The following is a 14212-nucleotide window of genomic DNA, read 5'->3' as shown; positions in this document are numbered from 1 at the left end:
CCCCACCACCAGCGCGTCGGCACGCAGCTGCGGGTACCCTTCGGCGGTGCCGACCCGGCGCAGCCGTTGCAGCCGCCCCGGCGTGCGGCGGTAGTGCTCCAGCGCGGCGGCGCGACTGACCCACAGCGTGCCGTCATCGGCTTCGGCAAGGGCGGACACGCTGCCGTCGCCGTCGCCCGGAACCCGTTCAAAACGCTCGCGCAGCCGCGACCAGCGCAACGCGCCGGACGGATCGGTCGCCCACAATTCACCATCGCGGGTGCACAGCAGCTGGCGCGTCGGTACCTCCGCGGCAAGGCCGAGCGCCTGCGGACGGGCCGTGCGCAGCAGCTCGCCGGCCGCCGACCACTGCTGCACCGCCTGCGGGTGGGCCAGCCACACCTGCTGCTGCGCGCAGACCTGCAGCGACAGCGCCGCGTGCGGCGCGTGCAGCCCAAGTGGCCAGACGCGGCGTTCGCCCCGCTGCGGGTCATAGCGCAGCAGGCTGTCGGCGCTGGCCAGCCAGACCCGGCCACGCGCGTCTTCGCCCAACCCTACCGGGAGCGCGGTCACCCCGGCATGCGGATACGCGGTGATGTCGCGTCCCTGGCCGGTGCGCAGGTCGAGCCGTTGCAGCCGTCCCCCGCTGCCCGCCACCCACGCATGGTGTTGCCCGGATGCCGCCAGCGCCAGGGCGTAGTGGCTGCCGATGCCCGGCGTGGCGTCAGCCGTGGCCGGCAACGCGGTGAACTGCCGCCAACGCCCCGACAGCCACCACACACCGTGGTGTTCGCTGACCCACCACAGGTCGCCGCTGCGATCCTGGAGGGCCTGCCGGACCACCACCGGCCCCGGCACGGCGCCCGGCGGCAATGGCAGCGCGACCTGCACCAGCTGCGCCGCCTCGCGTCGTTGCAGCCCCATGCGACCATGCTGCCAGAGCGTGCCGTCGGCACTGCGCAGCACGCTGCGGGCGTCGCTCGCCACGGCGGACGCAGGTGCAGTCGTGGCGATCGTCCAGCTGCCGCGCGCCGCGGTGATTTCCACGCCGCCGCGTGGATCGGCCCACAGCGACCGGATCGGTGCGGCAGCCGGCGACGGCAGCGGGACGCGCGTGAAACGCGTGCCATCCCGGCGCCACAGGCCCGTTGCCTGGGCCACCCACAGCGCGCCGCCGCGGTCGCGCGCCAACGCCACCACCGTGGCCCCCGGCAGCGGGTGCGGTCGCCAGTGGGCTTCGCGTGGCGACAGCCCGTACAACTGCTGGTCGCTGCCGATCGCCCATACCCAGCCATCCCCACTGCTGCCAACCTGACGCACGTGGCCGCTGCGCAGGGCGAGCGGTGCCGATGCCGGCAAGCGCTGGAAACCGCGGCGGTCGGTGTCCATCAAGACCAGACCCTCCTCCGCGGTGCCCAGCCATACGCGGTCGCGCGCGTCGACATGCACCGCCCGCAGGTCCAGGTCGGGCAGCCCCTCTTCACGTCGCCATTGCCGGAAGCGCTGTCCATCGAACCGCAGCAGGCCGTCGCTGCCCGCCAACCACAGGTAGCCGGCGGCATCTTCGGCGATGCCGCGCACCTGCGGGTCGTACAGGCCATCGGCCATGCCCAGCAGGCGCGGCGTTGGAATCTGCACCACCGTCGCCGCGTGGCCCTGCAGCCAGGCGAACAGGCACGCCAGCAGCACCATGACGGCCCGCCCAGGCAGGGCTGCTCGCGGAAACGTCACCTTTCAGCGCAGGGTCATCGGTCTCATCGCGGTAACGGTAGAACCTTCAATCGCAGCGCGCAGCGTCGAATCCGTGACAGCGTCACAGTCGCGCGAGTCAAGTTTTGGATTGATTTCAGGTTTTCGTGAAGCACAGCCTATGGCGACGTCATCGTTTCCGACACGCCCCGCCGCTTCACGCAGGCCTGCGCAATCGCCGACACCAGCATGTCGCCGGTAACCGGCTTGCGCAGGAAGCCATCAAATCCGGCCGCCAGCACCTGCTGCTCGGCATATGCGTCCGAGCGCGCAGTCACCGCGATCAGTGGCAATGCGTAGCCCATCGCCCGCAGCTGCCCGGCGATGGCGATGCCATCCAGCGCCGGCAGGTCGAGATCGAGCAGGCCGACATCGAACGCGCCGGCAGCCACTTCCGACAACGCCGCCAGTCCGTGCAATGCATGCACTACCGCGTGGCCACGGGCACGCAGCAGGCCGGCGATCACCTCGGCCACGGTGGCATCGTCTTCCACCAGCAGCACCCGCATCGGCGGCAGTGCGATGGGGCCGGCCTCGGTCGTGGCATGTGGTCCCGGGCCGGGACGCCGGCACCAGGGCAACGGCAGGTGCACGGTGAAGCGCGCCCCCTGCCCCGGCTGGCTGTCGATCTCGATACGCCCGCCCATCGCCACCGCCAGTTCCTGGCAGATCGCCAGACCAAGGCCGCTGCCGCCGTAGCGGGACGCGGTCCGCGGACCATCGGCCTGTTCGAAGCGGTGGAACAGGCGCTCCTGCTGGTCGCGGTTGATGCCCGGGCCGGTATCGCTGACCTCGAACACCACCCCGGTGCCGTGTTCGACCAGTTCGATGCCCAGCCCGACATGACCGTGCTCGGTGAACTTGATCGCATTGCCCAGCAGGTTCATCAGGATCTGGCGGACCCGCATTTCATCGCCGCTGACCTGGACCGGTCCCGGCAGGGTGAAGCTGCGTTCGTAGGCCAGCCCGCGGTGGTGCGCCATCGGTTCCATCAGGGCGTCGACCTGGTCCAGCATCGCGGTCAGGTCGAACGGGCGGATATCCAGCTCGAGGCGACCGGCCTCGATCCGTGCCAGGTCCAGGGCGTCGTTGACCAGCCGCAGCAGGTGCGCGCCGGCGTGCTGGATGGACGCGGCGTACCCCCGCTGCATCTCGTCCAGCGGCGTGGCCAGCAGCAGTTCGCTCATGCCCAGCACGCCGGTCATCGGGGTGCGCACCTCGTGCCCCAGCGTGGCCAGGAAGCGGCTCTTGGCCTGCGAGGCCTGTTCGGCGATCTGCTGCTTGTGCACGGTGAGCTGCCACTGCTGGCGGCGGCGAAGACGCGCGCGCGCGAACGCGGCCAGCGCCGCCACCAGCAGCAGCCCCAAAATCACATAGCCCAGGATCGCCCAGCCGCTGCGCCACCAGGGCGGCTGCACGCGCACGCTGATGGTGCGCGACGGGGTCCACTCGCCATGCGGCGTGGCCGCCTGCACGTCGATGGCGTACTCGCCCGCTGGCAGGCGCGACAACAGGCGTTCGCCGTCGGCGTTCTGCATCACCCAGTTCTGGTCGTAACCGGACACCCGGTAGCGGTAACGGTTGCCCATCGGGCTGGCGTAGGACAGCAGTCGCGCGGAAATGATCAGGTCGCGGTCGTCCGGTCCCAGCAACAGCGGCGCGTTGACCGGCAGCGACTGCTGGCCTTCGGCATCGTCGCGGCGCACCTGGATGTTGTCGATGACCAGCTGCGACGGGGGCAGCACCAGGTCGGGCGCGTTCGGGTCGAACGCCACCAGGCCGGTCGCGGTGACCGCCAGCACGCGTCCGTCCGCGCCGGTGACCGGCGGGCGCCCACTGAATTCCATGTCGGGCAGTCCGTCGCGTTCGCCGTAGACACGCAGCCGGCGATCGAGTGGGTGCCAGCTGACCAGGCCGCGCGGCGTGGTCGCCCACACCTGCCCATCGGCCCCACGGGCAAGGCCGCCGATCGACACCGGCGGCATGCCCTGCGCGGCGCCCACGCGTTCGCGCAGGGTCATGCTCAGGCCGTCCCAGCGGTACCGCTCCAGGCTGCCCCTGCGCGCCAGCCAGGCTTCCTCCGGACTGATCCAGAGCATGTCGTACAGGCTGCCCGGGGCGATCCCCGGCACGCGTTCGAAGCGGTCCTCCTGCCAGCGCAGCAATCCCATCTCGCCGAAGTCGCCCATGACCCACAGCTGCCCGCGCGGATCGAACACCATCTGTTCCACCGGCATGTCGACCAGGCCGCGGCCGGCGTCGATGCGGATCTCGTCGAGCAGGTTGCCCTGCGCGTCCCGATGCTGCACGCCGAGGTTGGTGATCGACAGCCACAGATCGCCGTCGGGCGCCTGGCGGATCAGCTCGATGCGCTGCCGCACATCCGTGCCGCTGCCGATCTTCCATTCGCGCAGGCGCCCGCTGTCCGGGTGATACAGGCCCAGCCTTCCGGCGCGCCCCAGCCACAGGGCGCCGTCGGCGCGTGGCAGCACCGAACGGACCGCGCCGACGCCCAGCTGCTTCTCGTTCGCCACCTGGCGCAGGCGGCCGCCCGCATCCAGCGCGTAGACTCCGTGCGCCGCCGCGATGTAATAGTCATTGCCTGCGGCCGCAGCACTGAGCAGGTAGGCACTGTCCAGGGGTTTGCCATCGAGCTGGTACCAGGTGGAAAAGCGCTTCCAGTCCGGCGGCAGGTAGGCCAGCCCCTGGGTCAGCATGGCGAACCACAGGCCACCTTCGTGGTCCTGCAGCATGTCCAGCACGCCGCTGCGTTCGGTGAGGAAGCCGCTGCCGGCATCGCCGGCCAGCAGGCGCATGCTGCGGTCGTCGCCGCGGTACAGGCCGTCGGCCGTGCCCAGCCAGTAGCCGCCGTTGCGGTCGTGGACCACCGACGCCGCGCGCACGTCGGCGCTCGGCGTCCACGGCGCCGGGCGCACGCTGTCATCGCTGTCGATGCGGAACAGTCCGCCCTGGGTGCCGGCCCACACCGTGCCGTCGCGGTCGCGGGTCAGGCGGAACACGCTCTTGTCGCCCAGCAGCGCGGGCGCGATACGGGTGAAGGTCCTGCCGTCCCAGCGGGCGACGCCGCTGCCGGTGCCGATCCACACGCGCCCCTGCGCATCGGACAGCATCGTGTAGATGGTGTCGCTGGGCAGGCTGGCCGGATCGGCAGGGTCGGCGCGATAGCGCACCAGGCTGCCGTCTTCGTCGCGGCGACATATGCCATGGGCATTGGTGCCGATCCACAGCGATTTGCCGGCGTAAGCCAGCGACCAGAACTGCCCCTCGCAGCGCACGCTGATGTCGGGGAACTGCTGGAAGCGCTCGCGGTCGGGACCGAGCATGCTCAAGCCACCGCCATTGCTGCCCACCCAGACCCGGTCCAGTGGATCCACCAGCAGCGTTTCGATCTCATTGCTGGGCAGCGAACCCGGATCGTCCGGCTCGTTGCGCCATACGCGAAGGCCAACCCCGTCCACACGCGCAAGACCATCGTCGGTGGCCGCCCAGACATATCCCTGGCGATCCTGCGCCAGCGCCAGCACCATGCGCGAGGGCATGCCTTCGGCTGCACCGAAGCGGCGCATGCGCGGTGTTTCTGCCGATGTCCCTGCGGCCCACAGCGCCGACGGCACGGCACACGCAGCCAGTACCAGCAGCACGATGCCTGCCCGCCAACCGCGCGCGCTCAACGCCATCGAGTTCTCCCTGTTGGCGGCGATTGTCACACAGCGGGCCACGCTGCGCGCCCGGCACCACCACGAACTGTTGCAGCCATGGTGCTGCCGGGGATCACGGCCCAGCGCGTATGATCGGCCCAGCCCTGAATGGAGCCGGCCGTGAGCCAACGCCTGACCCTTGCCCTGCTGCTGTGCGCGACCCCGTGCATGGCGGCGGCCGCCCCGGACACCTACCGGCTCGACCCGGTCCATACGCGGGTGCTGTTCACCGTGGAACACGCCGGGTTCTCGCAGGCGCTGGGCACGGTGTCGGGCAGCGAGGGCCGCCTGGCGTTCGACCCGGACGACTGGCACAGCGCCACGTTGTCGGTCAGCGTGCCGCTGCAGCGCCTGGACCTGGGCGACGACGCGTGGAACAAGGCAACCCTGGCCCGCAACCTGCTTGACGCCGAACGCCATCCCGAAGCGCGCTTCGTCTCCACCCGGATCGAACCGATCGACCCCACCCACGCCAGGGTGATCGGTGAGCTGACCCTGCGCGGGGTCACCCGCGAGGTGGCGCTGGAGGTGACCCTCAACGCGGTCAAGCGCCACCCGATGCCGCCGTTCCGGCGCACCGCCGGGTTTTCCGCCACCGCCACGCTCAGCCGCAATGCCTTCGGCATCGACGCCTGGCCCTCGATGATCGGCGACACGGTGCAGCTGCGCATCGAAGCCGAAGCGGTGCGCGACCGCACTGCCGCCGATCCGCAGGACACGCCGTCGGTCGACGCGCCGGGAACTCCGGCGGCGTCCGACGACTCCGACCTCTCACCTTCGCCCGCCCGGAAGCGCTCGCCATGACCACCCGGAACACTCCCCACCGCTGGGGCAGCATCAGCCAGGGCCTGCATTGGCTGATCGCGCTGCTGATCCTGCTGCTTGGCATCGTCGGCCTGACCATGGGCGAACTGCCACGCACGCCGAAGTACTTCTGGGTGTATACCGCGCACAAGTCGCTCGGCATCACCGTGCTGGCGCTGGTGGCGCTGCGGCTCGGCTGGCGCCTGTACGCAGGTGCCCCCGAACCGGTCCCGGGCACGCCCGGCTGGCAGGAGCGCATCGCGTCGGCCACCCACTGGCTGCTGTACGTGCTGATGTTCGCGCTGCCGCTGTCCGGCTGGATCTACGACTCGGCCAGCGGGCTGCGCCCGTTCCGCTGGTTCGGCCTGGTCGACGTGCCCAAGCTGGTCGCGCCCAACCCGGCGGCACGCGATGTGTCCCATGCCATCCACGAGTGGGGCTTCTGGCTGCTGATCGCCGTGGTGGTCGCCCATGCCGGCGCCGCGCTCTACCACCATCTCTTCCAACGCGATGCCACGCTTGCGCGCATGCTGCCGCAGGGTTGGCTCGCCTCCCCCCAGAAGGATTGACGATGAACATCAAGCTCACTTCCCCCGCTGCCGTGGCCGCTGCGCTGGCCGGCCTGATCGCCACCGCCCCGGCGATGGCCGCCGACTACGTGCAGGCCCCCGGCGCCGGCTCGACGCTGGCCTTTGCGACCAAGTACGACGGCGAAGTGTTCACCGGCAGCTTCCCCGGTTTTTCCACCCGGATCAGCTTCGATCCGGCCAACCCGGCCGCCGGTACGCTGGACGTGACCATTCCGCTGGCCGGCGCCAAGACCGGCAACGGCGACCGTGACTCGACGCTGCAGACCGCGGACTTCTTCGACGTGGCCAAGTTCGCCACCGCCCGCTACACCGCCAAGGGCTTTACCAGGAGCGGCGACAAGTACGTGGCCAATGGCACGCTGGAACTGCGCGGGGTGAGCAAGCCGGTCACCCTCACCTTCGAATGGAAGCCCGGTCCGAATCCGGTGCTCGTCGGCAAGGCCACGGTCAAGCGCCTGGACTTCGGCGTGGGCCAGGGCGACTGGAAGGACACCAAGAGCATTCCGGACGAAACCGCGATCAGCACGCGCGTGAAGCTCCAGGCGAAATAACGCCCGCCCGGGGAGCCCGTGGAGCGGGGCAGAGCCCCGCTCTACGTGGTGAAGCGGCTTACCGCGGCCACGTCGAACGGCCAGTCCAGCTCCCGGCCCTGGGCGTCGCGCAGGACCGGCACGCGCGCGCCATAGCGCGCCTCCAGGCCTGCGTCATCGTCGATGAACACGCTGTCCAGCCCGGCCACCCGGGCCTGGGCCAGTACGGCCAAGGCCTGGTCGCACAGGTGGCAGTCATCGCGCTGGTAAAGAATGAACATCGGGCTCCCGTCGCTCGAATTTGCTGCGCCGCAGCCAGGCCGGCCCGCGCGGACAGCATAGAATAGCGCTCCATCCGATACCCGCAGTTTGGCAATCATGGCTGTCAGCACGTTCGACGTTTTCAAGATCGGCATTGGCCCGAGTTCCTCGCACACCGTAGGACCCATGAAGGCCGCCGAACGCTTCGTGCACCGCTGGCTGCTCGATCCCGGCTGCCTGCAGGACGTGGTGCGCATCCGCGCCGACGTCTACGGCTCGCTGGCCTTGACCGGGCGCGGGCATGGCACCGACAAGGCGGTGCTGCTGGGCCTGGAAGGCCAGCGCCCGAACCTGATCGACCCGGACATCATTCCCGAGGCGCTGGAGCGGATCCGCAGCACGAAGCGGATCCGGCTGATGGGCACCCACGAGATCGCCTTCGACGAGAAGCGCGACCTGGGCCTGAACAAGCGCCAGAAGCTGCCCTACCACACCAACGGCATGCGCTTCACCGCCTATGACGCCCAGGAACAGGTCATCGCCACCCGCGACTACTACTCGGTGGGCGGCGGGTTCGTGGTCAACCAGGACGACGCCGCCGACGACCGCATCGTGCCCGATGAAACCCCGTTGCCCTATCCGTTCAAGAGCGGCGACGAACTGCTGGCGCAGACCGCGCGCAGCGGCCTGAGCATCGCCCAGCTGATGTTCGAGAACGAGAAGTGCTGGCGCAGCGAGGACGAGATCCGCGACCAGCTGCGCGAGATCTGGAGCGCGATGCAGGCCTGCGTCGCCCGCGGCATCCGCCAGGAGGGCACCCTGCCCGGCGGCCTGCACGTCTCCCGGCGTGCGCCCGCGCTGTACCGCGAACTGTCGTCGAAGCCGGAAGCGGCGATGCGCGACCCGCTCACCACGCTGGACTGGGTGAACCTGTATGCGCTGGCGGTAAACGAGGAAAACGCCGCCGGCGGTCGCGTGGTCACCGCCCCGACCAATGGCGCGGCCGGCGTACTGCCGGCGGTGCTGCATTACTTCGACCGTTTCTGCCCCGGCGCCAACGAACAGCGCGTGTTCGATTTCCTGCTGACCTCGGCGGCGATCGGCATCCTGTACAAGGAAAACGCCTCCATCTCCGGCGCCGAAGTGGGCTGCCAGGGCGAAGTCGGCGTGGCCTGCTCGATGGCCGCCGGCGGCCTGGTCGCGGCGCTGGGCGGCAACCCCAGCCAGATCGAGAACGCAGCCGAGATCGGCATGGAACACAACCTGGGCCTGACCTGCGATCCGATCGGCGGGCTGGTGCAGATTCCCTGCATCGAGCGCAACGCGATGGGTGCGGTCAAGGCGATCAACGCCTCGCGCATGGCGATGCGCGGCGACGGCAAGCACAAGGTGTCGCTGGACAAGGTGATCAAGACCATGCGCGATACCGGCCGTGACATGCAGGACAAGTACAAGGAAACCAGCCGCGGCGGGTTGGCGGTGAACGTCATCGAATGCTGATGGGGTGACGGCTGGCGGGTGGAGGCGGTTATCCTCGGGGTTCCCCCACTGGAGACCGCCATGCGCATCCTGGCCGCCGCCCTGCTTGCCTGCCTGTCCCTGACCTCGTTCGCCGCCGATACCTACGACGCCCGTCTGCAGGGCTTCGATTACGGATGGCCGGTCAAGATCTTCAGCATCGAGTCCCAGCGCCAGCCGCTGGAAATGGCCTATCTGGACGTTCCACCCGCGGGCAAGGCCGCGCTTGGCACCGTGGTGCTGCTGCACGGCAAGAACTTCTGCGCGGGCACCTGGCGCGACGCGATCAAGGCGTTGAGCAGCGCCGGTTACCGGGTGATCGCGCCCGACCAGATCGGCTTCTGCAAATCCAGCAAGCCGCTGCGTTACCAGTACTCGTTCGGCCAGCTGGCCGCCAACACCGAAGCGCTGCTGGCCCATCTCAAGCTGGACACCACCCAGGTGGACCTGGTCGGCCATTCGATGGGCGGCATGCTGGCGGCGCGCTTTGCACTGATGTATCCGCAGCAGCTGCGCCGGCTGGCACTGGTCAATCCGATCGGACTGGAGGACTGGAAGGCCAGGGGCGTGCCGTGGCGCAGCGTGGATGCGTGGTATGCCAACGAACTGAAGACCAGTTTCGACAGCATCAGGAAGTACCAGCTGGACGTGTACTACAGCGGCCAGTGGACGCCGGAGTATGAGCACTGGGCGCGGATGCAGGCGGGCATGTATGCCGGCCCTGGCAAGCAGGCCGTGGCCTGGAGCCAGGCGCTGACCTCGGACATGGTGTTCAACCAGCCGGTGGTCTACGAACTGCCCAACGTGCGGGTTCCCACCACGTTGTTCATCGGCCAGAAAGACCGCACTGCGATCGGTCGTGACCTGGCCCCGCCCGCGTTGAAGGCTACGCTGGGCGATTATCCGGCGCTGGGCAAGGCCGCTGCCGCGGCGATTCCCGGCGCCACGCTGGTGACCTTCGACGACCTCGGGCATTCGCCGCAGGTGCAGGATCCGGAGCGGTTCAATGCCGCTTTGTTGAAGGCATTGCGCGAGCGCTGATGTCGTAGAGCCACGCCCTGCGTGGCTGCTCTTCGTTCAGGACCGCGAAGCCACGCAGGGCGTGGCTCTACGCGCGGGTGATGGACAGCACGTCGTCGAGCAACGCTGCGGCGGTGATGTCGGCGCCCGCTCCCGGGCCCTGGATCAGCAAGGGCTGGGCGCTGTAGCGGTCGCTGTGGATCGCCACGCGGTTGTCGGTCTGCGCGCCGCCGGCCAACGGGTGGTCCAGGGGCACGATGCGCAGGCCAACGGTGGCGCCTTGATGGTCGAAACCACCGATGAAGCGCAGGCAGCCGTTCTGCGCGCGCGCCTGCTCCCAGTGCCGTTGCAGCGGCGCGTCCAGCAACGACAATTGCGCAATCGCTGCGCTCACCGGCAGCGGCACCAACGCGTCGGGGACCAGCGAAGCGACCTGGACCTGCTCGGCGCGCAGTGCGATGCCGCTGGCGCGCGCCAGGATCAGCAGCTTGCGGCGCACGTCCTCGCCGGACAGGTCCACGCGCGGGTCCGGCTCGGTGAAGCCGGCGCCCGCCGCGTCGCGCACCCAGGCCGAAAACGGACGCTGGCCGTCGTAATGATGGAACAGCCAGGCCAGCGATCCCGACAGCACGCCTTCCACCCGATGGATGCGGTCGCCGCCGGCGACCAGACCGCGCAGGCTGCTCAGCAGCGGCAACCCTGCGCCGACGGTGGCGCTGTCGCCGTAGCGTGCGCCGCCGTCCAGTCCGCTGCCGGCGATGGCCTGCGCACGGGCGAGCTGCGCGCCCTGCCCCAGCTTGTTGGCAGTCACCACGTGCACGCCGCGCGCCAGCCATTGCTCGTGCCAGTTGGCCACGTCATCGCTGGCGGTGGCATCCACCACCACGTCGCCGCGCTGCAGGCCTTCGGCTTCGGCCCACGGCTGCAGCGCCGGCACCGTGCGCGCGGCATCGTTGGCGTGTTCCAGCGCCTGCGCCGGATGCTGTTCGCAGGCCCGTGCCGTGCGCGAATTGGCCAGCCACGTGAACTGCGGGAGCGCGATGCCACGCGACTGCAACGACTGGTAGCGCTGCACGAACGCGGTACCGACCGTACCCGTCCCCAGCAGCGCCAGCCGCCGTGGTGCTGGCGGCGCGAACGGAAGCACCGCGCTCATGCATCCACCCGTTTGCGTTCGGCCAGCTGCACCTGGCGGTCGATCACCGCCTGCGCGCGTTCCAGCCCGGCCTGCAGGTCCCCGACCAGGTCGTCGGAGGACTCGATGCCCACCGACAGGCGCAGCAGCCCTTCGCTGATGCCGGCAAGCGCACGCGCTTCGACGGTCATCGCCGCATGGGTCATGGTGGCCGGATGCGCAACCAGGCTTTCCACGCCGCCCAGCGATTCGGCCAGGGTGAAACAGCGCAGGCCGTCGACGAAGGCGCGCACCGCCGCGTGCGGGTCATCGCCCGGGCACGAGGCCAGTTCGAACGACAGCATCGCACCGAAGCCGCTCTGCTGGCGGGCAGCGATGGCATGGCCCGGATGCTCGGGCAGGCCCGGGTAGTACACCTGGGCCACCGCGTCGCTGGCCGCCAGCAGCTGCACGATGTCGGCGGTGTTTTCCTGGTGCGCACGCAACCGCGCGCCGAGCGTGCGCAGGCCGCGCAGGGTCAGGAAGGCATCGAACGGCGACCCGGTCAGGCCCAGCGCGTTGGCCCACCACACCAGCTGTTCATGCAGCGCGGGGTCGCGTGCCACCACCGCGCCGCCGACCACGTCGCTGTGCCCGTTGATGTACTTGGTGGTCGAATGCAGCACGATGTCTGCGCCGAAGGCGATCGGCTGCTGCAGCGCCGGCGACAGGAAGGTGTTGTCGACCACCACCTTCGCACCGGCCCGGTGCGCCGCATCGATGACGAAGCGCAGGTCGGTGATGCGCAGCAGCGGATTGGACGGGGTTTCGACCAGCACCAGCGTGGGCGACTGCGCCAGCGCGTCGGCCAGCGAACGTGGATCGGTCAGGTCGGCGGTGACCAGCTGGAAATGGCCCTTCTTCGCCAGCGCGTTGAACAGGCGCCAGCTGCCGCCGTAGGCATCGTGCGGCACCACCAGGGTATCGCCGGGCTGCAGCAGCGCGTTGAGCACCAGGTTGATCGCGCCCATGCCGGTGGAGGTGATCACGCCGCCGGCGCCGCCCTCCAGCTCGGCCAGCGCTTCGCCGAGCAGGTCGCGGGTGGGGTTGCCGCTGCGCGTGTAGTCGTACTGGCGCTTGTTGCCGAAGCCATCGAAGCTGAAGTTCGATGACAGCACGATCGGCGGGGTCACCGCACCGTACGCGGTATCGCGATCGATCCCGGCGCGCACGGCGGCGGTGACACGGCTACAGGACGGTTCGGAACCGGCGGACTGGCTCATGCGTTTTCTCCCGGGGTACGAAATGCGGTGGCGAGGATCGCGTCGATGCGATCGGTTTCTTTCAGGAAGGCGTCGTGGCCATACGGCGAGCGCAGCACGCGCAGGCTGCCGCGCGGGCCCAGTCCCTCGACCAGCCCGACCAGGTCGGCCAGCGGCACCAGGCGGTCGCCTTCGACCGCGACCACGACGGTCGGCACGCCGATCGCGGCGGGGTCGACACGGTGCAGGTCGATCGATTCGGACAGGCGCAGGTAGGCTTCGACCGGCGTGCGCGCGACGTACTGCGCACCGGCGGCGTCCAGGTAGTCCTCGGCGGCCACGCGGACCCGGCCATTGACCACTTCCGGCGGCGCGTCGAAGCGCTCGCCGAATTCTTCCGGGGTGCGGTAGCTGAGCATGGCGAACTGCCGCGCCAGCGCCAGCCCATGGTGCTCGGCGCATTGCAGCTGTCCCAGGGCGACGGCGCGTCGCTGCAGCGCGCGCCAGGCGGCGGCATAGGGGTGCGGGCGGTGTGCGCCACTGACCGCGACCAGCCGCGCCAGGCGCTGCGGATGGCGCACCGCGAACTGCTGGCCCACCAGTGCGCCGTACGAATACCCGACGAAGCACTGCAGCTGTCCAATGCCAAGGTGGTCCAGCAGCAGCGCCAGTGCGTCGGCCTGGTCGGCGGTGTCGATCGGCAGGTCGAGCGCGCCATCGGCACCGATGAAATCGAACGCCAGGATCCTGCGCCCGGCAGGATCCAGGGTGCGCCCCGGCGCGACCAGGCCCTCGGCCCAGCCCTTCTCGGGGAAGTCGGCGTTGGCGGCGACATGGCGGTGCGCGGAAATGCCCCCGGCCAGCACCACCACCGGCGCCGCCGACCGCCCGACCAGTTCATAGCGCAGCCGTACCGGCCGCGGGCCACCATGCCGCATCGACAGCACCGCGGCGATCTCACCGCGCACGGCGGTGCAGCCGGCATCGACCGGCACGCTCAAGGGGGCGAAGGAAACAGTGGCGACAGCAGCGTTTGCAAAACCCATGGCGGTATCCCGAAGAGGAAAACGGCCATCGAGCTTTCGCGGAGCTCGCGTTCGAAGCGCACCTGGTGTGCACGGTTCGAACCATCTTTCGGTAGACGCCACGGTCCCCGCAGGATTTGGCACCTACGCAGGTCGCTTGCGCGCCTGCGGGCTGCCCCGGCTTCAAAGGGCCTGTCCCTCTGCCGGTCTCGATGGTGGAACCACGATGCCAGCACTTTTCGAGCATGTCAATCCTTTCATCTGGATGAAGCGATATAGTTTTTTGTCATCAGTGGCCGCGCGCGCCCCTTTCCCGGATGAATGCGCTTGCGTAGAGTCCGCGCACCGCCCTCCCGAAGTTCGCCAATGCGCCGGATCCTGCTGCCTGCCCTGCTGTTGTGCCCCCTGCTCGGGTTCGCCGATCCGCTCGGCGCGACCGACTGGCGCGGCGGCTGGGGGCTGGTACGTCCGGTCGGCGACACTGCGCAGGGCCCGGCGACTGCGTCGCTGGCCTCGGTGAAGCTGGAACGCGCCGGCGGCCAGTGGCGCGCGCGGGTCGACAACCACCTCGCCGGCCCGGTGCAGATCGTGCTGCGGCAGCCGGCCGGTGCCGCACTGGCGCCGGGCCTGCCACTGCAGAC

At 69.7% G+C, this 14212-nt stretch carries 10 protein-coding genes, 2 pseudogenes and 1 riboswitch; of the genes and pseudogenes, 6 read left to right on the top strand and 6 right to left on the bottom strand.

Annotated elements, in window-relative coordinates:
* Both RWO33_RS14975 and RWO33_RS14970 read right to left on the bottom strand, forming a co-directional pair.
* Window positions 1–1671, bottom strand: a pseudogene (locus RWO33_RS14975) (hypothetical protein); the annotation flags it as partial.
* Between the two features lie 176 nt (window positions 1672–1847).
* Window positions 1848–5426 (bottom strand): ATP-binding protein, encoded by a 3579-nt coding sequence (locus RWO33_RS14970; RefSeq protein WP_314105846.1) that lies wholly within the window; start codon window positions 5424–5426, stop codon window positions 1848–1850.
* A gap of 129 nt (window positions 5427–5555) precedes the next feature.
* Here RWO33_RS14970 and RWO33_RS14965 point away from each other — a divergent pair, with 129 nt between their 5' ends.
* Genes RWO33_RS14965 through RWO33_RS14955 form a run of 3 tightly spaced genes read left to right on the top strand, consistent with a single transcriptional unit; the run spans window position 5556 to window position 7392 of the window.
* Window positions 5556–6251 (top strand): YceI family protein, encoded by a 696-nt coding sequence (locus RWO33_RS14965; RefSeq protein WP_314105845.1) that lies wholly within the window; start codon window positions 5556–5558, stop codon window positions 6249–6251.
* Entirely contained in the window at window positions 6248–6820 is a 573-nt protein-coding gene (locus RWO33_RS14960; protein ID WP_145479554.1) for a cytochrome b, read from the top strand. The genes RWO33_RS14965 and RWO33_RS14960 overlap by 4 nt, the downstream gene beginning before the upstream one ends.
* 2 nt (window positions 6821–6822) lie before the next feature.
* Window positions 6823–7392, top strand: coding sequence for a YceI family protein (locus tag RWO33_RS14955; protein ID WP_314105844.1), 570 nt, complete (start codon window positions 6823–6825; stop codon window positions 7390–7392).
* 41 nt (window positions 7393–7433) lie between these two features.
* On the opposite strand, the gene RWO33_RS14950 is transcribed toward RWO33_RS14955, so the two are convergent.
* Window positions 7434–7652: a glutaredoxin family protein gene (locus tag RWO33_RS14950; protein ID WP_145479552.1), complete on the bottom strand. Its 219-nt coding sequence runs from the start codon at window positions 7650–7652 to the stop codon at window positions 7434–7436.
* A 97-nt stretch (window positions 7653–7749) separates the two neighbouring features.
* On the opposite strand from RWO33_RS14950, the gene RWO33_RS14945 reads away from it, so the two are divergent.
* Window positions 7750–9132 (top strand): L-serine ammonia-lyase, encoded by a 1383-nt coding sequence (locus RWO33_RS14945; RefSeq protein ID WP_145479551.1) that lies wholly within the window; start codon window positions 7750–7752, stop codon window positions 9130–9132.
* A gap of 60 nt (window positions 9133–9192) precedes the next feature.
* Entirely contained in the window at window positions 9193–10191 is a 999-nt protein-coding gene (locus tag RWO33_RS14940) for an alpha/beta hydrolase (RefSeq protein WP_314105843.1), read from the top strand.
* Window positions 10192–10258: 67 nt separating this feature from the next.
* On the opposite strand, the gene RWO33_RS14935 is transcribed toward RWO33_RS14940, so the two are convergent.
* The 3 genes from RWO33_RS14935 to RWO33_RS14925 are packed head-to-tail and all read right to left on the bottom strand — an operon-like array spanning window position 10259 to window position 13592.
* On the bottom strand, window positions 10259–11326 hold the full coding sequence (locus RWO33_RS14935) for a homoserine dehydrogenase (RefSeq protein ID WP_314105842.1): 1068 nt from the start codon (window positions 11324–11326) through the stop codon (window positions 10259–10261).
* Entirely contained in the window at window positions 11323–12567 is a 1245-nt protein-coding gene (locus RWO33_RS14930; protein WP_314105841.1) for an O-succinylhomoserine (thiol)-lyase, read from the bottom strand. The genes RWO33_RS14935 and RWO33_RS14930 overlap by 4 nt, the downstream gene beginning before the upstream one ends.
* Window positions 12564–13592, bottom strand: a complete 1029-nt coding sequence (locus tag RWO33_RS14925; RefSeq protein WP_314105840.1) for a homoserine O-succinyltransferase — start codon at window positions 13590–13592, stop codon at window positions 12564–12566. The genes RWO33_RS14930 and RWO33_RS14925 overlap by 4 nt, the downstream gene beginning before the upstream one ends.
* Before the next feature lie 78 nt (window positions 13593–13670).
* Window positions 13671–13790, bottom strand: a riboswitch (SAM riboswitch).
* 147 nt (window positions 13791–13937) lie between these two features.
* Between RWO33_RS14925 and RWO33_RS14920 the strand changes: the two are divergent.
* Window positions 13938–14212, top strand: a pseudogene (locus RWO33_RS14920) (M23 family peptidase); the annotation flags it as partial.

The organism is uncultured Stenotrophomonas sp., from assembly GCF_963519925.1.
Lineage (GTDB): Bacteria > Pseudomonadota > Gammaproteobacteria > Xanthomonadales > Xanthomonadaceae > Stenotrophomonas > Stenotrophomonas maltophilia_AE.
Note: the sequence above shows the minus strand (reverse complement) of the source record. Positions and strands in the feature narration are given on the sequence as shown.

What these genes read in the sequence shown, in the direction of transcription:
- RWO33_RS14945 (WP_145479551.1), top strand. Translation starts at nt 7,750, where the DNA reads ATGGCTGTCAGCACGTTCGACGTTTTCAAGATCGGCATTGGCCCGAGT.
- RWO33_RS14970 (WP_314105846.1), bottom strand. Translation starts at nt 5,426, where the DNA reads ATGGCGTTGAGCGCGCGCGGTTGGCGGGCAGGCATCGTGCTGCTGGTA.
- RWO33_RS14965 (WP_314105845.1), top strand. Translation starts at nt 5,556, where the DNA reads ATGGAGCCGGCCGTGAGCCAACGCCTGACCCTTGCCCTGCTGCTGTGC.
- RWO33_RS14960 (WP_145479554.1), top strand. Translation starts at nt 6,248, where the DNA reads ATGACCACCCGGAACACTCCCCACCGCTGGGGCAGCATCAGCCAGGGC.
- RWO33_RS14935 (WP_314105842.1), bottom strand. Translation starts at nt 11,326, where the DNA reads ATGAGCGCGGTGCTTCCGTTCGCGCCGCCAGCACCACGGCGGCTGGCG.
- RWO33_RS14940 (WP_314105843.1), top strand. Translation starts at nt 9,193, where the DNA reads ATGCGCATCCTGGCCGCCGCCCTGCTTGCCTGCCTGTCCCTGACCTCG.
- RWO33_RS14950 (WP_145479552.1), bottom strand. Translation starts at nt 7,652, where the DNA reads ATGTTCATTCTTTACCAGCGCGATGACTGCCACCTGTGCGACCAGGCC.
- RWO33_RS14930 (WP_314105841.1), bottom strand. Translation starts at nt 12,567, where the DNA reads ATGAGCCAGTCCGCCGGTTCCGAACCGTCCTGTAGCCGTGTCACCGCC.
- RWO33_RS14955 (WP_314105844.1), top strand. Translation starts at nt 6,823, where the DNA reads ATGAACATCAAGCTCACTTCCCCCGCTGCCGTGGCCGCTGCGCTGGCC.
- RWO33_RS14925 (WP_314105840.1), bottom strand. Translation starts at nt 13,592, where the DNA reads ATGGGTTTTGCAAACGCTGCTGTCGCCACTGTTTCCTTCGCCCCCTTG.